The sequence below is a fragment of the Nocardia higoensis genome (assembly GCF_015477835.1).
Lineage (GTDB): Bacteria > Actinomycetota > Actinomycetes > Mycobacteriales > Mycobacteriaceae > Nocardia > Nocardia higoensis_A.
This window is the reverse complement of record NZ_JADLQN010000001.1, coordinates 918,702-941,051: the sequence shown is the minus strand read 5'-3', so window position 1 is coordinate 941,051 and position 22,350 is coordinate 918,702. Positions and strand designations below refer to the sequence as shown.

The 22,350-nt window shown below is 69.5% G+C and carries 22 protein-coding genes and 1 pseudogene; 13 read left to right on the top strand and 10 right to left on the bottom strand.

Annotated features, from left to right (window positions below):
• Positions 1–86: 86 nt before the first annotated feature.
• Genes IU449_RS04305 through IU449_RS04255 form a run of 11 tightly spaced genes read left to right on the top strand, consistent with a single transcriptional unit; the run spans position 87 to position 10,887 of the window.
• Positions 87–1,352: an ATP-grasp domain-containing protein gene (locus IU449_RS04305; protein WP_195000637.1), complete on the top strand. Its 1,266-nt coding sequence runs from the start codon at positions 87–89 to the stop codon at positions 1,350–1,352.
• Positions 1,349–2,209 carry a Rossmann-like domain-containing protein gene (locus tag IU449_RS04300; RefSeq protein ID WP_228803693.1) on the top strand — a complete coding sequence of 287 codons (861 nt, stop codon included), beginning with the start codon at positions 1,349–1,351 and terminating at the stop codon, positions 2,207–2,209. Before IU449_RS04305 ends, IU449_RS04300 begins: the two co-directional genes overlap by 4 nt.
• A complete protein-coding gene (locus IU449_RS04295; protein ID WP_195000636.1) occupies positions 2,206–3,273 on the top strand; it encodes a PLP-dependent cysteine synthase family protein in 1,068 nt (355 codons plus the stop codon). Before IU449_RS04300 ends, IU449_RS04295 begins: the two co-directional genes overlap by 4 nt.
• A complete protein-coding gene (locus tag IU449_RS04290; RefSeq protein WP_324188086.1) occupies positions 3,270–4,313 on the top strand; it encodes a dipeptide epimerase in 1,044 nt (347 codons plus the stop codon). Before IU449_RS04295 ends, IU449_RS04290 begins: the two co-directional genes overlap by 4 nt.
• Positions 4,310–5,629: an MFS transporter gene (locus IU449_RS04285; RefSeq protein ID WP_195000635.1), complete on the top strand. Its 1,320-nt coding sequence runs from the start codon at positions 4,310–4,312 to the stop codon at positions 5,627–5,629. The genes IU449_RS04290 and IU449_RS04285 overlap by 4 nt, the downstream gene beginning before the upstream one ends.
• Positions 5,610–6,473 (top strand): class I SAM-dependent methyltransferase, encoded by an 864-nt coding sequence (locus IU449_RS04280; RefSeq protein ID WP_195000634.1) that lies wholly within the window; start codon positions 5,610–5,612, stop codon positions 6,471–6,473. Before IU449_RS04285 ends, IU449_RS04280 begins: the two co-directional genes overlap by 20 nt.
• Positions 6,470–7,399 (top strand): kinase, encoded by a 930-nt coding sequence (locus tag IU449_RS04275; RefSeq protein WP_195000633.1) that lies wholly within the window; start codon positions 6,470–6,472, stop codon positions 7,397–7,399. The genes IU449_RS04280 and IU449_RS04275 overlap by 4 nt, the downstream gene beginning before the upstream one ends.
• Positions 7,396–8,238 carry an ABC transporter ATP-binding protein gene (locus tag IU449_RS04270; protein ID WP_195000632.1) on the top strand — a complete coding sequence of 281 codons (843 nt, stop codon included), beginning with the start codon at positions 7,396–7,398 and terminating at the stop codon, positions 8,236–8,238. The genes IU449_RS04275 and IU449_RS04270 overlap by 4 nt, the downstream gene beginning before the upstream one ends.
• Complete coding sequence (locus tag IU449_RS04265) at positions 8,235–9,317, top strand: FecCD family ABC transporter permease (protein WP_195000631.1); 1,083 nt, start codon at positions 8,235–8,237, stop codon at positions 9,315–9,317. Before IU449_RS04270 ends, IU449_RS04265 begins: the two co-directional genes overlap by 4 nt.
• A gap of 29 nt (positions 9,318–9,346) precedes the next feature.
• Positions 9,347–10,339: an ABC transporter substrate-binding protein gene (locus IU449_RS04260; protein WP_195000630.1), complete on the top strand. Its 993-nt coding sequence runs from the start codon at positions 9,347–9,349 to the stop codon at positions 10,337–10,339.
• Positions 10,336–10,887: a GNAT family N-acetyltransferase gene (locus IU449_RS04255; protein WP_195000629.1), complete on the top strand. Its 552-nt coding sequence runs from the start codon at positions 10,336–10,338 to the stop codon at positions 10,885–10,887. Before IU449_RS04260 ends, IU449_RS04255 begins: the two co-directional genes overlap by 4 nt.
• A 149-nt stretch (positions 10,888–11,036) precedes the next feature.
• Here the strand turns inward: IU449_RS04255 and IU449_RS04250 are convergent, their stop codons facing one another.
• Positions 11,037–12,044: an oxygenase MpaB family protein gene (locus tag IU449_RS04250; RefSeq protein ID WP_195000628.1), complete on the bottom strand. Its 1,008-nt coding sequence runs from the start codon at positions 12,042–12,044 to the stop codon at positions 11,037–11,039.
• Positions 12,045–12,205: 161 nt separating this feature from the next.
• Between IU449_RS04250 and IU449_RS04245 the strand changes: the two genes are divergently transcribed.
• On the top strand, positions 12,206–12,964 hold the full coding sequence (locus tag IU449_RS04245) for a TetR/AcrR family transcriptional regulator (protein WP_195000627.1): 759 nt from the start codon (positions 12,206–12,208) through the stop codon (positions 12,962–12,964).
• A 31-nt stretch (positions 12,965–12,995) separates the two neighbouring features.
• On the opposite strand, the pseudogene IU449_RS04240 reads toward IU449_RS04245, so the two are convergent.
• Positions 12,996–13,643, bottom strand: a pseudogene (locus IU449_RS04240) (dienelactone hydrolase family protein); the annotation flags it as partial.
• A 295-nt stretch (positions 13,644–13,938) separates the two neighbouring features.
• Between IU449_RS04240 and IU449_RS04235 the strand changes: the two are divergent.
• The gene (locus IU449_RS04235) at positions 13,939–14,373 is read left to right on the top strand and encodes an Hsp20/alpha crystallin family protein (RefSeq protein WP_324188085.1); all 435 of its coding nucleotides are present in this window, start codon (positions 13,939–13,941) and stop codon (positions 14,371–14,373) included.
• Positions 14,374–14,376: 3 nt separating this feature from the next.
• Here the strand turns inward: IU449_RS04235 and IU449_RS04230 are convergent, their stop codons facing one another.
• Genes IU449_RS04230 through IU449_RS04195 form a run of 8 tightly spaced genes read right to left on the bottom strand, consistent with a single transcriptional unit; the run spans position 14,377 to position 22,343 of the window.
• Positions 14,377–15,375: an oxygenase MpaB family protein gene (locus IU449_RS04230; RefSeq protein WP_195000625.1), complete on the bottom strand. Its 999-nt coding sequence runs from the start codon at positions 15,373–15,375 to the stop codon at positions 14,377–14,379.
• A gap of 21 nt (positions 15,376–15,396) precedes the next feature.
• On the bottom strand, positions 15,397–16,185 hold the full coding sequence (locus IU449_RS04225) for a hypothetical protein (protein WP_195000624.1): 789 nt from the start codon (positions 16,183–16,185) through the stop codon (positions 15,397–15,399).
• Positions 16,182–17,150: an MlaD family protein gene (locus IU449_RS04220; RefSeq protein WP_195000623.1), complete on the bottom strand. Its 969-nt coding sequence runs from the start codon at positions 17,148–17,150 to the stop codon at positions 16,182–16,184. Before IU449_RS04220 ends, IU449_RS04225 begins: the two co-directional genes overlap by 4 nt.
• Entirely contained in the window at positions 17,147–18,178 is a 1,032-nt protein-coding gene (locus IU449_RS04215) for an MlaD family protein (RefSeq protein ID WP_195000622.1), read from the bottom strand. The genes IU449_RS04220 and IU449_RS04215 overlap by 4 nt, the downstream gene beginning before the upstream one ends.
• Positions 18,175–19,272: an MlaD family protein gene (locus tag IU449_RS04210; RefSeq protein ID WP_195000621.1), complete on the bottom strand. Its 1,098-nt coding sequence runs from the start codon at positions 19,270–19,272 to the stop codon at positions 18,175–18,177. Before IU449_RS04210 ends, IU449_RS04215 begins: the two co-directional genes overlap by 4 nt.
• 4 nt (positions 19,273–19,276) lie before the next feature.
• Complete coding sequence (locus IU449_RS04205; RefSeq protein WP_195000620.1) at positions 19,277–20,305, bottom strand: MlaD family protein; 1,029 nt, start codon at positions 20,303–20,305, stop codon at positions 19,277–19,279.
• Positions 20,302–21,321 (bottom strand): MlaD family protein, encoded by a 1,020-nt coding sequence (locus tag IU449_RS04200; RefSeq protein ID WP_195000619.1) that lies wholly within the window; start codon positions 21,319–21,321, stop codon positions 20,302–20,304. Before IU449_RS04200 ends, IU449_RS04205 begins: the two co-directional genes overlap by 4 nt.
• A complete protein-coding gene (locus tag IU449_RS04195) occupies positions 21,318–22,343 on the bottom strand; it encodes an Mce family protein (RefSeq protein ID WP_195000618.1) in 1,026 nt (341 codons plus the stop codon). Before IU449_RS04195 ends, IU449_RS04200 begins: the two co-directional genes overlap by 4 nt.
• Between the last annotated feature and the right edge of the window lie 7 nt (positions 22,344–22,350).

The following is a 22,350-nucleotide window of genomic DNA, read 5'->3' as shown; positions in this document are numbered from 1 at the left end:
ATCGAAAAGCCTTCCCGGGGAATGCCTTTCACGCGCTATCGGGAACGATTATCATTTGCATGCCTACGAGATGTCGAGGAGGCCGCATGGGGCATCTACTCATGGTGGAGAGCTGGGTCGGGTCGATGAGCACGCTGCTGCCACGCGGAATTCACCGCCGAGGCCATGAATTCACCTTCCTGACCAGGAATCTCGATCACTACCTGAAGTCCGCGAGCGTGGCCGGTCATCCATTGCTGGGCGCCACGAACATCGTCTCCGCCGAAACCAACGACGAAGCCGCGCTGCTGCCTTTCGTGCGTGGCTTGCACGAGGCGCTGCGATTCGACGGTGTGCTGTCCTCATGTGACTACTACCTGCCGACCGTCGCGGCCATCGCCGCCGACCTCGGTCTTCCCGGGCCGAGCCGGGACGCGGTCGCCGCCGCGTGCAGTAAATCCTCGACCCGTCGCATCTGTGCCGCCGCAGGCGTTCCCGGCCCCGATTTCGCGGTCGCGGACCAGTGGAGCGAGATCGCCGCCGAGGCCGAGCGGATCGGATATCCACTGGTCGTCAAACCGGTCGACCTGTGCGGCGGAATGTTCGTCCGCCTGGTGGACAACGCCGACGAACTGGCCGCCGCCGTGGCAGCGATCGCCGGTTTCCCGGTGAACGCGCGCGGGCAACTGCGTCCGCCGGAGGTGCTGATCGAGCAGTATGTGCACGGTCCGGAATACAGCGTCGAGACGGTGACATGGGCCGGTCACACCTCGGTCGTCGGCATCACCGACAAGCGAGTGGTCGGATCCGGGTGCTTCATCGAGGCCGGCCACATGTTCCCGGCGGCACTCGAGCCCGCTCAGGCCGAGAGTATCGGCGATCTCGCGCGATCGGCGATCGAAGCACTGGGGTTGAACGACACGGTGGCCCACATCGAGATCAAACTGACCATCGAGGGCCCGCGCCTGATCGAAGTCAACCCCCGGCCCGCGGGCAACCGGATCACCGAACTGGTGCGGCGAGTCACCGGCATCGACCTGCCCGCGGTCCACGCCGATCTCGCGGCCGGCCACCGGCCCGAGCTGCACGCGCGTGCTACCGGAGTCGGCAGTGCCGCCATCGCTTTCCTGGTGCCGGACCGAGCGGGCGAACTCGAACGCATCGACGGCGGCGAGGAGTGGTCCGGCGCCGGTCACATTGTCGAGCATCAACTGGCCGAGGACGGCAAGCTCGTGCGGGCGGCCGACAACAACAACGAGTACCTCGGTCACGTGATGGTGGTCGATCCGGAGCCGGATGCCGCGGGGGCGATCGCGCGGAAGCTCATCGAGAACCTGCATGTGTCCTATCGCGACCCCGGCGAACGCGCATGATGCCGACGCAGCGGCGCACCGCCGCCGAACGACCGGCCACCGTAGCCGAACTCCTCGACCTGGTCCGCGCCGGCGCGCTCGGCCCGTCGCCTGGTGAACTGACCGTCGCGACCGCCTTTTCGACCTCATACGGCACCAAGCACGCCGGTCGCTCCCACGGCTACCGCAACGAGATCCTCAGTCTCCGTGTCGGTTCCGCGGTGGGCTCGTGCGGACTGGAGGGAGCGCACCCGCACGATCTGTCCGGCGTCCTGGACCAGTGCGTGGGCGCGAGCATCGGCGACCTGCTCGATCATCGCGTCCCGGCCGTCCGTATCGCCGCGCTCGACGCCTATCTCATGCACGTCCATCCGCATCCGCGGGCGGCGGAGGCCCACGGCAGGCCGGTGATCGTCGACGGAGGGTCCTCACTGGCCAAATCGCAGAGTCGCGCGCGGGCGGTCGTCGATCTGCTCCCGGCCCAGGGCATCACCAGAGTCCTGGTCGTCGGTGTCGTCAATTCTCTGCTGGCCGAGCTGCGTCGGCGTGGCCTGTACTACATCGCCTGCGACAACGCGGGCGGCACCACCGAATGGGGCGAGACCATCGTGACATCGACCACCGCTGTCACCGAGGAGTACGACGCGATGCTGGTCACCGGGATGACGCTGGTGAACGGCAGCTTCGACGCCCTGCTCCAGGACGCGGGCGGGCGAGGGATCCCCCTGGTGATGTTCGCCCAGAGCGGCAGCGCGGTGTTGCCGTGGTTCCTCGGGGAGGGGGCTGTCAGCGCGGTCTCCGCCGAGCCGTATCCGTTCTTCTCCCTCGACGGCAACCCGAGCACGCTTTTCCACTACCGGAACGGGGATCGACGATGACCGCGGTCGAGCCCCACGGCGGGCGCGGCGGACTGCTCCGGCTCATCGGCGGCACCCCACTGACCGAGGTGCCCGCGGACGCGACGGGGAACACGCGGTACTGGGCGAAGATCGAATCGGCGGGCGTAGGCGGGATGAAGGCCCGTGCCGCGACGGCGATGCTCATCGCGGCCACGGACCGCGGCGAACTGCTGCCGGGCGCCGCGATCGTCGAGTCCACCAGCGGCACGCTCGGTATCGGCTTGGCATTGGCGGGAAAGGCTCTCGGGCATCCGGTGACCCTGGTCGTCGACCGCGAACTCGAACCGGAGATGCGGGCACTGTTCGATTCCTACGGCGTCGAGCTCGCGATCGTCGATCATCCGCATCCCCAGGGCGGATGGCAACGCGCCCGCCTGGATCGGCTCGCCGAGATACTCGATGCGACGCCGAACGCCTACTGGCCGGATCAGTACAACAATCCCGACAACGCGCTGGGCTATGCCGCGATGGCGCACGAGATCCTCGGCCAAGCCGAACCGATGGACGTGCTCGTCACCACCGTCGGGTCGGGCGGGCACTGCGCGGGCCTGACCAGGTATCTGCGCGAACACTGGCCGCGGCTGCGGGTGGTCGGCGTGGACTCGGTCGGTTCGCGGATCTTCGGCCAACCGGCGAGGACCCGGATCATGCGCGGACTCGGCAGCAGCATTCTGCCGCGCAACGTCGTCTACTCCGACTACGACGAAGTGCATTGGGTCGGGCCTGTGGAAGCCGTCGCCTCCTGCCGGGCGCTCGCCGCGCGAACCTGCCTGGCGGGTGGATGGAGTACCGGGGCCGCGGCGCTCGTGGCCGGGTGGATCGCGAGGCGCGAGCCGGGAACGCGCGTGCTCACCGTCTTCCCCGACGGGCCGCACCGCTATCTGCGGACCATCTACGACGACGCCTGGTGCGTCGCACGCGGTCTGCTCGCCGAACCGCGCACCGAGCCCACCGAGCTGACCGCGCCCGACGAACGCGAAGTCGAGGGCTGGGGGCGCTGCCCGGTCGTCCGCGATCCCGCGATCCAGGAGGTGTGGTCGTGAGGCTGGACTGGCACAGCACGCGGATCGAGCTCAGCGAACCGCTGCGCATCTCCCGCGCGACCATCGCCGCCCGCGACGCCGTCTGGGTGAGCCTGACTCATCGGCGAACTCAGGGCTGGGGTGAGGTCGTCACCAGCCCGCGACTGGGAATCACCCTCGATTCCGTCGACAGCGCGCTGCGCCGAGCGGCCGAATGGGTCGCCACCGAAGCCGATCCACAGCGCCTGCGAGGTCGTCTGCCCGAGCTGCGAGCCGCACTGCCCAGCGCGCTGCCGGTGGTCGCGGCCGTCGACGCGGCCCTGCACGACTGCCTCGCGGTCCGCGCGGGACAGTCGCTGTACTCCTATCTCGGCATGCCCGAATGGGATCGGGTGCCCACCGCCTACACACTGGGTATCCTGCCCGTCGACACCGCGGTGAGCGCCGCCCGTGACCTGGCGGCGGCGGGCTTCACAGTACTGAAACTCAAACTGGGCTCCCCCGACACCGCCGAGGACATCGCGAGGGTGCGCGCAGTGCACGACGCGGTGCCCGGCGCCGCGCTGATTCTCGATCCCAACGGCGCGTGGGATGCCGACACCGCCGTACGGGTGATCACCGAACTCGCCGGATGCCATGTGGTCGCGGTCGAACAGCCGGTGCCCGCCGGACATCTCGACGCGCTCGAGGCAGTCGCCACCGCTGTCTCGGTGCCGGTGATCGCCGACGAGGACGCCGCCTCGGTCGAGGACCTGGTCTCTTTGCCCGCGGCGGTGGCGGGCATCAACATCAAGCTGGCCGAATGCGGTGGCCTGCACGCGGCCGCCACGATGATCGGGTGGGCGCGCCACACCGGCGTCGACGTCATGCTCGGCTGCCAGGCATCGACGTCACTGGGTATCGCCCCGGCCGCCCACCTGAGCGGAGCGGCCCGCTGGGTCGACCTGGACGGGCATCTGCTCATCGCCGACGATCCCTGGCGCGGGCTCGCGGGGGCGGACGGCGTCCTGCGCCGTCCCGCCGGGGCAGGTGTCGGAGTCAGGCGATGTGGTGCGGCATGAGTGTCGTCCGGCTGTTCCGAACCTTCCCCCTGTCGGTCCGCTTGCTGCTGATCAACCAACTGGCGGGCAATGTCGGCTTCTACATGCTCATCCCGTTTCTCGCCGACTATCTGCTCGACGACTTGGCGCTGTCGGCCGCCGTGGTCGGTGTGATTCTCGGCGCCCGCAATCTCAGTCAGCAGGGGCTGTTCCTCATCGGCGGGATGGCCGCCGACCGGCTCGGCGCCCGACGGGTCATCATCGTCGGCGCCGCGATCCGGGCGACGGGATTCGCCTTGTTCGCCGTCGGCGGATCGGTGGCGGTGGTCCTGCTCGCCTCGATTCTCACCGGATTCGCCGGGGCGCTGTTCAATCCGGCGGTCCGTGCCTATATCGCCCGCGACAGCGACGACCGCGCCGCGGACGCGTTCGCCTTGTTCAACATCTTCGGCAATATCGGCTCGGCGGCGGGCCCGCTCGTCGGCATCGTGCTGATCTCCCTGGGCTTCGAACTCACCGCGATCGTCGCCGCGGGGGTGTTCCTGACGCTGACCCTCGCCCAGCTGGCGCTGCTGCCGAATCGTGCGGCGACCCCGAACGGCAACAACGTTCTCGGCGACCTCACCGCGCTGCTCGGCCACCGGGTGTTCTGGGCCTTCGCCATCGCGCTCATGGGCATGTTCGCCCTGCAGAGCCAAGTCTATTTCATCCTGACTCTGCAAGCCCAGGACGCCGCGGGCGAGGAGTTCTCGGCGATCGCGGTGGCGGCGCTGTTCCTCACCGAGACCGTCACCATCCTCGCCCTCCAGGTGCGGATCACCAGCGCCTTCGGCGCGCGGGCGCGCGGTCCGGCCATGGCCGTCGGGATGACGGTGATGGGCGCCGCGTTCCTTGTTCCCCCGGCAGCGGCGCGCGTCATCGACGCGGCCACCGACCAGCCCGTCCCCGCTTACCTTGCGGTCGCGCCGGTCGCCCTCGCGGCGGCGATCCTGGCGATCGGCATCATGGCCGTCGCACCGTTCGTCAACGAGCTCATCCCCCGGTTCAGCGGGCCGAACCTGACCGGAACCTATTACGGCGCCTTCTATCTCGTCGCCGGCGTCTTCACGGTGACGCTGACCTCGCTGGTGGGCGCCGCGGTGGACCGCCTCGGCGGGCCGCTGGGCTGGGGGCCCGCCCTGCTGTGCGCCGGGACGGGATTCGCCTCGGCCGTCGCGGTCGCGGCAATGCACCGGCGCGGAGCTCTGCCCGTGGCGGGCAGCGATGCCGACCGCTCTTCCCCCGCGACGACCGTTCTCGTGAAAGGTGATTCCGACGATGCCACCGACCAGCGCTGAACCCGCGCTCGTCAGCGAAAACCTGCTGACCGACAATCCCGCACTGTATGAGCAGACGTTCCCGGGCAGCGGTGACCGCAACGCACGTTTCGTCCATGATCTGGTGACCAGATTCTCCGCGATGCAGACGGCGCCAGGAACTCCCGGAGCGCGATTGCTCGATGTGGGCGCGGGCACCGGCCGTGACGCCGCCCGGCTGGCCGAACGCGGATACCGGGTCAGCGGCATCGACCTCTCCGCCCGGATGGTCGCCTACGCCCGCGCGAAGTACCCGGCGCTGGACATCCGGGTCGCCGACGCACGTGAGGTGACGGTCCCCGAGCCGGTCGATGTCGTGACCTGCCTGGGCAGCACCCTGCTGCACCTGCACCACAGCGAGGACATCCACACCGCCCTCACCCGTTTCGCGTCCTGTCTGCGCGCGGGCGGGCTGCTCGTGCTGGAGATGCGCAACGCCGCTTTCCTGCTCACCGACCGCGGCCGACGGGAACTGCTCGACCACGAATCGGTACGGCGAGTCGAATGGGAAGGCGTCGCCTACACCTCGCGCACCTCGCTGTCGATCGATCTTCCCGCACAACTGCTGCGCCGCCGCCGTGTCTGGACGTGGGACGGCTGCGTCGAGCCGGTGACGCAGGACTCGGCGTGGCGATTGCTGTTCCCGCAGGAGTTGCGCCATCTGCTGTCCCTGGCCGGGTTCGACGTCGTGGCGATGTTCGACCGGCCGGGCCCGCTCACCGAGCCCGCATGGCCGGGTGACGGTGTGCTCGGCGAAGAGTTCGACGACGATCGGCTGCACGTCGTGGCGCGCCGCCGTGCCGACACCGCGACGGATGCCCCGTGAGCGAGAAGCGAAAGCTGGGCGTGGGCAGCGCTTTCGGCAGCTGTGGGGAACTGCTGCAAGGCGTCACGGCGGACAATCGGGACTTCCTGGTGACGCTGCCGATCCAGCAGGGATCGGTGGCCGTCTTCGAGCCGGATCACGACAGCGACTGTGTCCAGGTGTGGCCCGCGCACAAGACGAAAGCGCGTCGCCTCGTGGAGCGGATGCTCGACCGAGACGGCCTCGACCAGGGTGGCAGGCTCACCCTCGTCAGCGAGCTACCCGAGGGCAAGGGGTTGGCGAGTTCCACCGCCGACCTCGTCGCGACCGCCCGCGCTGTCGCCGACGCCCACGGTCGTGTCATCGGCGCGAGCGAGATCGAGGCCGGCCTGCGCGGCATCGAACCCTCCGACGGCGTGATGTATCCGGGCGCTGTCGCTTTCTATCACCGCGAGGTGCGATTGCTGTCCCGGCTACAGCCGCTGCCGCCGATGACGATCGTGCTCGGCGACGAGGGGGGACAGCTGGACACCGTCGCATTCAACGAGCGCGACAAGCCCTTCTCATGGTGGGACCGGCGGGAATACAGCGCCATGCTCGCCGACCTGGCCGCCGCCATCGCCGGGGCGGATGTCCACACGATAGGCGCGATCGCCACACGCAGCGCCAGGAAGAACGCGGTGTTGCGCGAACGGCCACATCTGGAAGCGGTCGCCGCGCAGGCTCGGCGGATCGGCGCGCTCGGAGTGGTGATCGCCCACAGCGGAACCACCACCGGCATCCTGCTGTCCGACGCGGACCCCGCCTACCAATCGAAACTCATTCGCGCGCAGCGCATCTGCGCCGATTTCGCGTGCTCGGTATCGACGCACCGCACGTGGCGGCCGAGCCCACCCGACTGGCCGATCGAGTCGACCGTCCCCGCCCTCGCCGAGGTGAGCCGATGATCACTGTCGAAGACATCGAATTCGGCTACGGCGGCACGATCGTGCTGTCCGACATCGGGCTGATTGCCGAACCGGGCAGCGTTCTCGGTCTCATCGGGCCGAACGGCTCGGGCAAGTCGACGTTGCTGCGGTTGATCTACCAGGCGCTGCGGCCCCTCGGCGGCACCATCACCATCGACGACACACCGGTCGCCGCGCTTCGCGGCCGCGACATGGCCGCCCGCCTGGCAGTCGTGACCCAGGAATCGTCGAGCGACACGCCGATCACCGTCGCCGAGATGGTGTTGCTCGGACGGTCACCATGGGCGGGCTCGTTCCGGGGATACTCCCACGCCGACCGGGTCGCGGCAGCGGCGGCGATGCGCCGGGTCGGCATCCGCGAACTCGCCGAACGCACCTATGCGTCGCTGTCGGGCGGTGAACGCCAGCGCGTCCTGATCGCCCGCGCGCTGGCCCAGCAGGCCGATCACATCCTGTTGGACGAACCCACCAATCATCTCGACGTCCGCTATCAACACGAACTGCTCGGGCTCGTCAGGGAACTCGATGTCACCACCGTGGTGGTCCTGCACGATCTGAATCTCGCCGCCCGCTACTGCGACCGCCTCGTGCTGCTGCACCAGGGACGTATCGCCGCCGCGGGCCCGGTGGTCGATGTCCTCACCCCCGAGGTGCTCGAACCCGTCTACCAGGTCACCGTGCAGCGTTCGACCGCCTTCGGTTCCCTGCAACTGCTCTTCGGCCCACGCCCGCGCGCCACCGAAGACGGGCGGGCGAGTTCCCCCGAGACGCGTGCCGACTGCGCATCGCCTGACACGGAAGGGGCGTTCACACCATGACCACCACGCTCGTATCGCCGCGGATCGACGACCTCGATCACGCCGGGAAGCGCTGGACCACCGTGGCCTGGATCACCGGACTCGCTGTCGCGCTGACGGTGACGATCGTCGTCGCGACCGGATCGGGACCGGTGTCGGTTCCGCCGCTGACGGTCGCCAGGATCGTGGGCCATCACCTGCTGGAGTGGCCGGGCGTGGCGGACTGGACCCGCGCCGAAGACGCGATCGTGTGGCAGGTGCGCATCCCGCGTGTGCTGCTCGGCGCGAGCGTCGGCGCCGCCTTGGCGGTCAGCGGGGTGGTCCTGCAGACCCTCATCCGCAACGCGCTGGCCGATCCGCATATTCTCGGTGTCACCTCGGGGGCGTCGACCGGCGCCGCCGTCTGCCTGCTGTTCGGTTCGACGGTCTCTGCCTCCGCCGCCGCGCTCACCTCGAGTGCGTTCCTGGGGGCGATGATCGCCACCGCGCTGTTGTTCGTCGTCGCACGAATCAACGGCCGGATGACTTCTCTACGACTTCTGCTGGGCGGCGTCACCATCGGCTACATCTTCTCCGCGGCGACCAGTTTCCTGATCTTCGCCTCGGACTCCCCCGAGGGCGCCCGCGCGGTGCTGTTCTGGCTGCTCGGCTCGCTGGGTTCGGCGGCATGGTCCTCGGTCGCGGTCACGACCGCGGTGGTCTCGGCCTTCCTCGGCGCATTGTTCGTGATGGGAACCCGGTTCGACGCCCTGGGCGTCGGCGACGACACCGCCCTGACGCTCGGCTTCTCCCCCGTCCGGCTGCGGATCGTCGCGTTGGGCATCGTCGCCCTGGGCGTCGGCGCGGTGGTCGCGGTCTCGGGCGCGATCGGATTCGTCGGGCTGATCATCCCGCATGTGGCCCGGCTGTGCGTCGGCAGCACGCACCGCAAGCTCATCCCCGTCTCCGCGCTCATCGGAGCGATCTTCCTGGTCGCCGCCGATGTGGTCGCCCGCACGGCTTTCGCGCCGCGCGAGCTGCCGCTGGGCATCGTCACAGCGGTGGTCGGCGCACCGTTGCTCCTCGTGCTGATCCGCCGCATGCGCGGCGTCGACGCGTGAACACCTCTGGAGAAAAGGAAATCCACACAGTGAAATCGCTATTCGGCCGGCGCATCCGGCGACTGGCCGCACTCCCCGCCACCCTCGTGGTGGCAGTCGGCATGACCGCGTGCGGTGAAACGTCAACCGAGAGTGCGCAGCCCGCTACCGGCGGCGGCTTCCCGCTGACCATCTCGAGTTGCGGCCGCGAGGTCACCTTCGACGCGCCGCCGCAACGGGTTGTCACCGTCGGCTCGATCGCCGCGCCGATGATCGCGGCAGCGGGCGCGGGTGACCGCGTGGTCGCCCGGACCTTCGAGACGGCGCCGTTTCCCGGAAAGTACGCCGATCAGCTCGCACACGCCGAGTTCGTCGCCCCCACCGCAGAACTCGCCCGCGAAGAAATCATCGCCCGCACGCCCGACGTGGTGGTGAGCTTCGAAGGCGCCGCGGTCACCGCCGACGATCTGGCCGCCGCGCAGATTCCGCTCGTCGTGACCCGCGGCTACTGTCAGAACGCCGCGGGGTCCTTCGACGACATCTTCGACGACATCGAGCTGTACGGAAAGTTGTTCGGCACCGAGCCCGCCGCGGCCGCGGAGGTGGAGGCACTACGCGCGCGCGTCGCCTCCGTCACCGACAAGACGAGCGCGGCCACGAGCGCGGAACCACGTCCCGCCGCGGCGCTGATCCTCTCGCGCGACGGGAGCACCCTCAACGCCTACGGCGGTACCAGCACCGTCGACACCCAGATGCAGATGCTGGGGCTGAGCAACATCTTCGGCGATGTCGACAAGCGGAGTTTCGGCGCCAACACCGAGACTCTCATCCAGCGCGACCCCGCGGTGGTGATCTTGTTGACTCAAGGCGACCAGACGCCCGAATCGGCGCGTCAGGCATTGCGGAGCCGTCCCGAACTCGCCGACGTCGAAGCCATCCGGGCCGACCGGATCATCGCCATCCCCTTCGGCTACACCGGGCCGGGGCCTGTGGCGGTCGAGGGCCTGGAAGTGCTCGCGAACGAACTGGCGGACCTGCGATGAGCACCCCCACCCCTACCCACACCCCCACCGGCTACGCCGTTCGCGAAGCCCGCGCCGAGGACATGACCGGGGCACGGCGCGTCATGCTCGACACGTTCTACAACGTGCTCGGTTGCGGCTACCTGCCTGAACACCACGAGGACGTCATCCATCCCGAACGGACCTACCTGCAGAACCCGAATCAACGTCTGTGGGTGGCGGTCCACGACGACGAGGTGGTCGCCACGACGGCCGTCCAAGCGCGTGGCCCGCGCACTCCCCCGCATCCGGCGTGGCTGGCCGAGCGATTCCCCGACGGTGTCACCGCCCAACTGTTCCGCGTCTACGTGGCGCCCGAACACCAGCGCCGAGGGTTGGCGAGCCGGCTCGTCGAACAGGCTGTCGAGTTCGTGAAGCACAACCCGGCCTTCGACCGGCTCTACCTGCACACCGACGCGAATTCCCCCGGCGCGCTGGACTTCTGGCAGACCTTCGGCACCGTCATCCACGACGCCCGCAGGCCGGGAGCCAGGTTCCAGACCGTGCATCTGACGATTCCGCTGACCTGACCACGGCAGCGCGGCGGACCGCACCGATCACACGGCTGTCTCGTCCGGTCCTGGACGGGACAGCCGCCGGGTGACCGTGCGGAGCGCACGTCCCCGGGCCACACATTGTTGATAGTGACAAGCTGCTGAACTATCAAAGCTGGGTGTGATCACACCGGACAACCACCCGAAGAGGACAGCGGCGGGGCGGCGAAGGTATCGAGGGCGACCCTGCGGTGCGAGCGGACCAGCTTCTCGTACTGGAGGCGGTTGTAGGCCAGCGGCGCCAGCAGCAACCGATCGGGCAGGATCTTCCACGCGGTCTGCAGAACCCGCACGTAGACGGCGAATTCGAGGTCGTGGCGGCGGGTGGGTTCGAAGCCGACCATGCTGCGCACGCCCGGATGCATCGCCTGGGCCGAGCACACCTGGATGACATGGCCCACCAGTGGGCGGATCAGCAGCCACAGCGGCAGCAGGACGGCGCGGGCGGCTCGCGGGATGCCCAGGGTGGGCAGCGGCAGCCGGGTCAGCGCGGCGTACTTCTCCACCAGGAAGGGGTTGGTGGCCAGTTCGTGCTCGACCATGTGGTCGTAGTATTCGGTGGCCGAGGCCAGGTCGGGAGGCAGTTTGCCTGCCTGGGAGGACAATTCGAGGTGGGCGAAGGTCTCGCGCATCATCTGGTAGGCGGCTTCCCTCTCCTCCGGGCGCAGCTCGATGCCGGTGCAGAAGGTGAAGGTGTTCAGCGGCACGAACATTCCGCTGACGCCGATCCATACCCACGCCTTCGGGTTGAGCGCGCTGTAACGGACATCCGCGTAGGCGCCCTTGCCGTGGCCGTGGACATCGCGGTGGCGTTCCTTGAGCCACTCGGCCTCGGCCACCCGGTCGACCGGGTCTGCCCACAGCGCGAGAATGCCCGACGCTCCGCTGCGGACGCCGCGATCGGCGAAGTTGGCGGCGAAACGCCCGCTGCGGTCCACCGCGGCGGCGACGGGCACGAGTGCGACCTGGTCGAACGCCGATCCCGCGAAGACGCCCGCGAGCACGCTGGCGGTGTGCTTGCGGAAGGCGACCAGCACCTCCGGCCGTACGCGGGGAGAGGCGGCGGCCGCTTCGAAGGCGGTCGGCGCGGAGGCGGATTCGGAAACAACGGGCAACGCTGCGTTCGTTGTCATGACACACATCCCTGAGCGGCGAGTGATAGATTGATGGTATTCAGACTATCATTCCGGGATGTCGGAGGCGAGATTCGCTGGGGTCGTGTACCCACGCCGGAGAGGGGCGGTGGACGGTGTCGACACGGATGACCCGCCGGCTCGCCGGTAGGCTCACGGCGATGACGGCGCACCGCGAGGACCGGGCCGCCGTGGCGGCCGCGGACACCAGCAGCGGCCCGCCTTCCTCGGCCGGGTCGCTCTCTTCCCCCTTCGACATCGACGGCACGGTCGCCGAATTCCTGGCTGCGACGGCCGACTCCTGGGCCGATCTCGCGGCCCTGGACTCGCGCTCGCGACGCATCGTCGACGCCGCCCGCGATTGCTTCGCCGAGGTCGGTTTCGAGGAGACCACCATGGTCCGCATCGCCGAACTCGCCGGGGTGGGTGTGGCGACGGTCTACCGGCGCTTCGGCACCAAATCGGCGCTCGTGCGCTACGCCCTCATGGCCGAATCACAGCGGGTGGGCATGGTCATGGCCGAGGCGGTGCGCCGGTCGGCGGGACCGGTGAGCGCGCTGGCGGAGATGTTCGCGGCCTTCGTCGGCGAGGCGAACTCCCCCCGTCTGCTCACCCGCAGTCTGCGCGTGTCCTCCGCGGCCGACCAGCTCACCAGCTTCGTCACCGGAGACGAGTTCATCGCCCAGGGGCGCGGCGTGGTGGCCCGGTTCCTCTCGCACTGGCAGCGCTGCGGTGAGCTGGGGGATTTTGAGACCGAGGTGGTCGCCGAACTGTTCGTGAGGCTGACCATGTCGTTCATCTCCAACCCCCGCGGGGTGCTGCCGCTGGACGACGCCGCGGCGGCGAAACAGTTCGCCCGCCGCTTCCTGGCGCCGCTGCTGTTCCCCCACCCGGGTGCGCGTGCCACGAACGCCGGTTAGCCGATCGAGCCTCCCGCGCCGCCAGACGCACTCACCGAGGTGTCAGCTGTGCGATCAGCCAGTCGCGGGCCAGTTCGGCGACCTGCTCCAGCGCGCCCGGTTCGCTGAACAGATGGGTGGCGCCGGGCACCACCGTCACCGTGACCTCGCACCGCATCGCGCGCGCCGCTTCGCGGTTGAGTTCGAGCACCACGTGGTCGTCGCCGCCGACGATCAGCAGCGTCGGCGAGCGCACGGCCGTCAATGCCGGGCCGGCCAGGTCCGGCCGCCCCCCACGTGAGACGACCGCGGCGATCGACACCTCCGAGGAGGTCGCGGCGCGTAAGGCGGCGCCTGCTCCCGTGCTCGCGCCGAAGTAGGCGATGCGGAGCGCGGCTGTCTCGGGTCTGGTGGTCAGCCAGCGCGTCGCCTCGACCAGTCGCCGCGCGAGCAGGTCGATGTCGAACACATTGGCGCGAACGGCCTCTTCGCCCGGGGTGAGCAGATCGAGGAGCAAGGTGGCCAGGTCTGCTCGCTGCAGGACTTCGGCCACGAATCGGTTCCGCGGGCTGTGGCGGCTGCTTCCGCTGCCGTGGGCGAACACCACGGCGGCGATCGCGTCGTCGGGAACAGTGAGATGACCTTCTACCCAGCCTTCGGCGACCGGTATGCGGACGTCTTGATCGAACATGGACGGATCGTCCTCACTCGTGGAGGGAACTCCGGCACGAACTCCGACAGCGTAGAAACCTCGAGAATCTCGCTCCGCCCGAGTGTGGCCCCGCACCCGGCGCGGCGGAAGTTCCACCCGACTCCCGCGATAGAGCCGTTGGTCCTCGCCGATGCCCCGGCCGCACCGGCGCACGGCGTCCCGGCGAGCTGTGACGTTGGTCTGTCCGGCATGGGCATCTTGCCTCTCCCGGGGCCCTGTTCCGGGCGCGCAGGCTCGATGACGAGCGTGCTCCTGACAGCCCGGTACGAACGAGGAGGAATCCGTGAACGCACGCACTCCCCAGCTTCATTCCCGCTCCCCATTCCCGGCGCTGACCTCATGGTTCGCCGGTCTGCCCGCAGTCGATGCCATGCGTCCGTTCTTCGAGGGACATCCGATACGCATGGAGGTCGACGAGAAGGACGACCAGGTCGTCGTGCGGGCCGAGATGCCCGGTGTGGACCCGGACGAAGATGTCTCGGTCACCGTCCGGGAGGGCCTGCTGACCATCCGCGCCGAGCGGACCGAGAAGCGCGAGGCCAACGGACGCTCGGAGTTCGAATACGGTTCCTTCTCGCGCACCATCGCACTTCCCGCGGGCGCGCGTGAGGACGACATCACCGCCGGCTACGACAAGGGCATCCTGACCATCACTGTTCCGGTGGCGGAATCCGACCAGCCCGCCGGGAAGAAGATCCCCATCTCCTCCGGCGGCTGACGCCTACACCTGCTTCGGCCGCACCTTGTAGGCGGCCGATCGCAGTTCCCGCTGCTTCATCTTCTGGATGCTCTGATGGTGCTTGCGGGCGTGATAGGCGATCGGGAAGTAGGTCAGCCGTTCGGGCAGCACCCGGTAGGCGAGCCGGATCCCCGCATAGATCCGCTCGAGCGTGCGCTGTTCCTCCGGGCTCCACCGCACCCCGATCATGGCACGCAGCCGCGGGTCGAGCAGGCCGATGATGGACAGGTAGGTGAACCGGAGTACTGGCCTCGCCAGAAGGCGGGTCAGCCGGCGGGCCGTGAACGGCAATGCCCGCAATTGTTCGCTGTCGCCCTCGCGCATCATCGCGAACTCCTCGCGCATGGCGTCGTCGGCGCGCAGCACCTCGCTCACCATGCGCTCGTAGTAGGCGTCGAACTCCGGGCGGTTCTGCGGATAGCCCTTCATCGGAACCTGCAGGATCTTGGCGATGCGGATGTTGTCGGCGAGCAGTTCGTCGAGTTCGTCCCCGGTGAACTCGCGGCCGATGAGCAGCGGGCCTGCTTTGGCGGTGGTGATGTAGGCGGTGGCGATCACCCACTGGTATGCCTCGGGGTTGAGCGCGCCGATGCGCTTGCCCGCCGAGCCGCGCATCGTCAGTGGCTCGTGCAGCGAGCGCAGTCTGCGCCCTTCCTGCACCGCTTCCGGTCCGCCGTAGGTCCAGCGCAGCACGGAGTCCACCGAGCGGATGGCGCGGCCGCCCGGGTCGGTGCGCGCGACCGAGTAGCGGTCGGTGACCTCGCGGATCACCGGATGCATGCCCTGCATGGCGAAGGCGGCGCCCTCGAGGACGAGATAGGTCCAGTGGCCGACCATCTCGGCCGTCAGCGAGTCCGGTGCGACGAGTTCGACGGGCTCGGCGTCCTCACCCACCCAGATGCGCGGGGCGGGAGCGACAGTGCGGAGGGTGTGCACGGCGCGAGCGATCTGGGGTAGCGACTTGTCGGCAGCTGTGGTCATGGTTGCTCTCCTGTAGATGGGTCAGCGAGGCGCGGCAGGCGCTTCGGTGGTCGGAACGGGCAGGTCGGGGGCGACGCCGCCGACATCGGTGATGGTCCAGTCCGCGGCGCGATCGAGCGTGACGGTGTAGGCGGCCGTGGCGACCACGCCTTCGGGGGTCTGCCTGCTGCGGGAATTCATGTCGACGAAGACCTGCACCACATACAGTTCGCCGTCGCGGCTGCGCACCGTCGCGGCCAGCGGCTTCGCGGTGGCGGAGTACTCCATCTGCGTGAGCCACGGGCCGACCACGTCCGCGGCGGCGGTCAACTTCGCCGCGAGCTGTTCGGTGACACCGGATGTCAGTGCTTCGCGCCAGGCGTCGACCTGGCCGGCGTCGACCTTCGACACGCCGAGGGCGTAGTCGGTGGCCACCCGCTCGGCGGCGGCGTCGGTGTCGAGTCCCGCGCGCAGGGCGGCGAGTTCGTCGGCGGCGTCGCCGGCACGCCAGGCGAAGACGGCGGCAGCCGCGACGAACAGCGACACAGTCGCGACGAGGCTCGCGACGATCGTGGTTCGCGGCAGGCCGCGCAGTGCCGAGCGTTCCGGCCAACCCCATCGATCCCGGATGGCGGCCGATGACGCGTCTGCTGCGGGCTGTCCGGCCTCGGGTGGATCCGCCGGGTGGGTGTCGGCGTCCGCGGGTCGGCTCGCTGTGCCGAGCGCCGTCGTCACATCCAGCTCGCTCGCGAAGCCCGCCTCCGCGTCGGTCGGTTCCGGGTCGGACGCAAGTTCTTTCGTGGTTCGGGTGCTGGCGTCGGTGCTGCTCATCGATGTCCTTCGTCGGCGGGTTGCTGGAGCACGATCCGGAGCCGGTCGCCGGGCAGGGCGGCGAGAGCCTGATCGAGCAGGGTGGCCATGTCGACGGCACCGAGCGCCGGGCCCACGGCGGTGGTTACCGGGCGCAGGGCGACGCCGAGGGCGCCGAGTTCGGGGCTGAGCCTGCTCAGGAAGTCGACGAAGCGCTGCTGTTCCTCGCGCCACGAGCCGAGCACTTCCCTGCCCCGCAACAGGGCCGACCCCTCGAACAGGTACTCATAGGACACGCCCAGGGTCGCGCCGAAGGCATCCAGCTGCGGGGGCGCCGAGGTCAGCGTGGGCTTCACCCAACCGACGTCGGGCAGCAGCAGCATCAGGTTGCGCAGCACGACCTCGAGCGCGGGTTGGTGCCTGGCCAGGGTCAGGGCGAGCACGTCGGCGGCGCGGGCGAGCGCGGGCGCGGTCGTGGCGGCGTGCTCCACGGCCTGGGTGAAAGTGTCGACGAGCGCGGCCAGGGTGGCGCTGTCGCTCTGGCTCACCAGGGTCGAGGAGGCGGCGAGGAGTTCCGGGACCGAGGTAGGCGCGATGACGGTGCCGGTGATCGCGTCGCCGTCGGCCAGGTAGCGGTCGGTGACCTCGGCGGAGGGCAGGAAGGCGAACACCGGCTCACCGAGCGCGGACAGGTTCTCCACCTCCATGGCCGAATCGGCGGGGACGCGGTGATCGGCGTCGTAGGACAGTCGGATCCGCACCCCGCCGGGGACGCTGTCGACCCCGGTCACCGCGCCGATGTCGACGCCCCGGTACACGACATCGGCGCCGGCGCGCAGGCCCGCCGCGTGGTCCATCCGCACGGTGACGTGATTGCGGCGTTCGACGGGGTCGATCTGCAGCACCCCGAAGGTGAGGTATCCGGCGCCGAAGGCGGTGACCAGGGCCAGCACGAGGACGGAGTATCCGGCGGGGATGCGGGTCACGGCAGCACTCCGATCAGCCGCAGCAGGATCAGTGCGTCGACCTCGCCGCTCGGACTCCCGGTCAGCCCGATTCTGCGCACGTCGATGGCGGGGGCGCCGAGGAACGGGACCACCTTGCCGTTGATCAGGTCCGACAACGCGGCCCCGTTGCCGATCCAGGTGGTCGCGTCCGGTGCGGGCTCGCGCAGCAGCGTCGCGGATTTCTCCAGCGCTTCGTTGATGTGCGGCAGGCGTGGGATGAGCCAGTCCAGTCCGTCGACGAGGGTGTTGACGTCGATGACGACATTGAGCACCGCGGTCATGAACTGCGGCACCCGGTCCAGGCGCAGCCGGGCGGTCTCGGAGAACAGGAAACCGACCTCCTCGCGCATGGCGGCCAGCCGTGCGCTCGCCTGATCGGTGGCGGCGAGCATGCGATCGAGGTCGGGCAGGTGTTCGACGGTGGTGGCGAGGTCGGCGCCGAGCCGTGCGGCCAGCTCGCTGGTCTCCGCGGGGTCCTCGGGCAGCACCGCGACGAGTTCTTCGAGGGCGTCCTGGGTGCGCAACGCGCTGCCGCCGTTGACGAAAGCCGCGACGCGATCCATGATCTGCTCGATCTGCGGACCGGTATCGGTATCGCTCAACGGAATTCGATCGCCGTCGGCCAACGTCGCGGTACCAGTACCGGTGGCGGTGGCGGGCGGCAGCAGGGCGATGTAGATGTCGCCGAGCACGGTGGTCTGGCGCAGCTCGGCGCGAGTGCCGACCGGTAGCCGCACCTCGGCGCGGATATCGAGGTCGGCCAGCGCGGCGTGCGGGCCGAGCTGGATCGAGTCGACCGCGCCCACCTCGGCGCCGTTGCTGCGCACCCGCGCGCCGGCGGGCAGGCTCAGCAGGGAATCGAACTCGACCACGATCCGGTAGCGCTCCCCTCTCACCCCGGTGCCGGGCAGGGTGTGGTCGCTCGGATCGAACCCACAGCCCGTCATCGGCGCCAGCAGCGCCGGCACCGCCGCGAGCAGGGCCCATCGTGTCCATCGTCGTGTCATCGCCGTCCCCCCGCGCTCGCCAGAACGGCCACCGGTAGCGGCAATCGGGCGGTGTTCGCGCCGAGCGCTCGGCACAGATCCGGTTCGGGGCCCACGCACTGGGCGGGCGGGCGGTAGTCGAACGCCAACCCGTCGCCGCCGTCGATCATGTTCTGCAGCATGGTGATCACGCCGGGAACGGTGGCCAGCAGTTCGCGGGAGTTCTCGGCTTCGACTCGCGCGAGGGTGATCGCCGGGATGGACTGTTCCAGCGCGTCCATCAGGTAGGGGAAATGGTGGTTGAAGGCACGGTCGAGCGGGCCGAGGGCGGTGGCGAGTTTGCCGACGAGGGTCTTGACGATCACCAGCGTGCTCTCGAGCAGTTCCAGCCCGGGACCGAAGGTGATCAGCGAGGTCTTGATGTCGGTCCACTGATCGGTCGCGAAGGTGCTCAACTCGGCCGAATTGTCCAGCAGCGCGCCGAGTTCGGCGGCGAAGGCGTCCGGCGCGGAGATCAGCCGCGCCACCGCGCGCAATTGTCTGTCGAGTTCGGGCCCGAGCCCGGCCAGCTCCCGGTCTGCGCCGTCGAGCAGGGCGCTGAGCGGAGTCGTGCCGTCGGCGGCGGGGCGGGTGAGTTCGTCGGCGATCCGGGAGAAGGAGCCGAGGGCATCGGAGACGCTGACCGGGGTACGGGTGCGATCGCGTGGCAGGCAACGGTCGGCGGGCACTTCGGTCTCGCCGGGCACATCCGCGTCCACCAGTTCCACACGCCTGTCGGTGAGCAGCGACGCGTTGACCACCACCGCCCTGGTCCGATCCGACAGCGGCCGGTCCTCGATCGACATCTCGACGCGCACCCGGTCGCGGTCGGGGACGATGTCGCGCACCCGCCCGACGGCGATTCCGCGGATGGTGACCGGCGCGTCGCCGTAGAGACCGAACGTGGTGTCGAACTCCGCGCACAGTGTGCGGACCGGTCCTCGGTTCCCGTGGGTCACCGCGACTGTGCCCGCCACGACCGCCACGAGCACGACGACGACCAGCAGTGCGGGCACCACACGCGCGCGTCCGGCCGCGGGGTTCGCTGTCGTCCGGGTAGCTGCTGTCCAGGTCATCGCCTCAGCACCCCCTTCCCGGAACCGGCAGACAGATGTCGGGGCGCCGCACTGTCAGTCCGCTCTGGTCGACCAGCGCCTGTCCCTCCGGACCGGCCAGTGCCGCCAGCGATCGGAGGGTGTGGCGGAATTCGGCGAGCACGGCGTCCGCCGCGGCGAGCAGTTCGCGTCCGGTGTCGGCGCTCTGTTCGAGCGGGAAGAACAACGGCTCCAGGCTTTCCTGATAGGGACCGGCGAAGAAATCGAACAACAGGCCGACCACGGCGGTGATCTTGTCGGCGAAGATCTCCACCTCGTCGCGGGCGGCGACGATCTGCGGACCGAGTACGGCGTAGGCGCGCACGATCTCGGTGGTGAGCGTTTCGTTGCGGCGGGCGGCGGCGAGGTATTCGTTGGACAGCTCCAGCAGGCCCTGCACCTGATCGCGTTGCTTCGCCATCGCCTCGACCACGACGCCGAGCGAGGACACCGCCTCGCGCACCGTGCCGGGAGCATCGGTCACCGCGGCGGAGGCCGCCTCGAGCGTCGCGCGCAGCGCGCCGGTGTCGACCCGACCGGCGATCTCGGTCGTCTGCTCGACCAGATCGGAGACCACGTACGGCAACCGTGCGCGCTCAGCCGGAATCGGACCGTGCAGTGGCCGCGATCCTGCGGGCAGCACCGCCAGATACAGCCCGCCCACGGGGGTGAGCATGCGGACATCGACGGAGGACTTGTCGCCGAGGTGCTGACCGGAGTCCACGGTGAAGGTGATTTCCACGGTCTGCGAACCCAGTTCAACGGCGGACACCCGCCCCACCGGCACGCCCGCGATGCGGACCTCGTCACCGGGCTCCAGCCCGCCGGTCTCCGGCAGGAGCAGCCGATAGGCCGAACTGTTCGGCGGATGCGCGTAGAGCACCCCGACCGCGCCGAACGCCACGGCGAGCACGACGACGCTCACCAGCGCCCATACCAGCTCCACCCGGGTCGCGACCTCCTCGCCGCCCAGCGACAGCGATCGGCGATCGATGCCGGTCCGTGGTGAGGTCATCGTCCGCCTCCTGCGCACACGGTCAGTCGCCTGCCCTGCAACAGCACGGCCGCGTTCACCGGTGGGGCGAAAGTGCCGTTCGCGCAGTACCGGTCGGGTTCCGACGCCGGAATGAGTGCGTTGAGCGCGGCCAGCACGCCGGGCAGCTCCGACAGTGACCGCACCGCCTCGGTGGTGTCGGGCAGCGCTTGCCGGAGGCGTTCGGTCAGTGCGTCGGTGCTGTCCCTGGCGCCGAGCATGAGTCTGCTCAATGCCTCGGTGGTCCGGACGATCTCGCTCATCTCCACCGAGCCCTTCTGCATGAGGTTCAAGAACTCCGCCATGCGACCGGCGACCGGCATGAAGATGGAGTGGAACACCCGCAGGATGTTCTCCAGGTTCTCCGAACGGCCGCGCAGCTTCTGCGACAGGCTGTCCAGATTCGCCACCACGACGGTGATGACGGCGCTGCGATCCTCGGCGTAGGAGGCCAGCGCGCCGAGATCGCGCAGCAGCGGTGCCAGATCGTCGCCGTTGCCTTCGATCACGGCCACCAGGGTCTGGGCGAATCGGTTGTACACCTGCGGGTCCGCTTCGCGCAGCAGCGGTCGCAGCCCGTTGAAGACGGTGGTGATGTCGAAGGAATCGACGGTGTCGCGAACCGGTTCGCGGGGATCGTGCGGCGGCCCGCCCGCCTCGGCGGGCAGCACGGCCAGATAGCGCTGGCCGGTGAGGTTCTGGAAGCGGATGGCGAGCTGGTCGCCCTCGCGCAGGCGGTGCTCGGTGCGCAGCGTGAAGCGCACCTCGGCCCGATGATCGGCGGCCAGGGTGATGCCGGTGATCTTGCCGACCTGCACACCGCGCACCCGGACGTCGGCGTTGTCCCGCAACCCGAACACATCACCGAATTCGGCCCGATAGGTGAAGGTTTCGCCGCCGACGGGGCGGGTGATGGCCTGCACCACCAGGATCACGATCGCGATCACCACGCCCAGCAACACCAGCAGGCGCACCGCGGCGGCACGAGGAGTTCTCATCGGGGTCCTCCTCCCGTCGCCCGCAGCGGCACCGTGAAGGCGGGCACCGCGTCGATCAGTACTTCCACGTCCAGCACGACTGCCTCGCCGTGCTGTCGTAGCGCGCCGTCGAGTCCCGCGGTGAGCGCGCCGACCTGGGCGGGGGTGACTCCGCGCATCGCCTGGTTCAGCGGAATGATCGTGTCCAACAGCATGTCCACCAGGTCGGCGGTCGGGCCGAGCGCGCCGACGAGCTGACCGGCGAAGGCGAACACCAGGTTCGAGACCTCGGAAATGGTGTCGGAGGCCTGCAGAATCCGCGCGTCCTCGTCGAGCTCCTCGACCGTGGCGAGCGCGGTGAGGATGCTCAGCGCCGAGGGCGTGAACGCGGCGACGCCCTCGGCCGCATCGGCCATGTCCGGGATCGCCTCCGCCAGCGGGACGGTCCGCGTGCGCTCCCAGGTGCGGGCCAGCAGCAGCGCCGAGCCGAGCAGCGGCGCGCCCGCCTCGGTGAGCGCGGCCGCGTTCTCCAGCGAGGTCGCCAGGCGCGGGGTCAGTACGTCGGCGACCGCGCGACCGGACTCGCGCAGAATGCCGGTGACGGTGAAGTTGTCGACCCGATCGCCGACATCGAGCACGGCGCCCGCGACGATCGGCGCGCCGCCCGGCATGGGCACCAGTTCCAGCGCGGTCGCGCCGAACAGGTTCGACGAGACGAAACGCGTCTGCATCGCCGTGCTCAGTTCCGCCAGCCGAGGCGCCTCGATGCTCACCCGCACGCGCCGCCGGTCGACCCCGACGGCGTCGACGGCGACAACCGCCCCGACAGTGCGCCCACGCAACCGGACCGTGGTGTCCTCGCTTACCCCGTCGCCGAGACTCGCTGCGACGATGTCGAATTCGACCTCGCCGGTCCTCGCCGGCTCCACCGAGCGCCACGCGGCGGCGAGCGCGAGGGCCAGCACGGCCAGCAGCACCATCCCGCGCCACCGCAGCCCGGCCCGTCCCGGCCCGCGTTCGGAGAATTGCCTCGCTCTGCTCATGAATGCC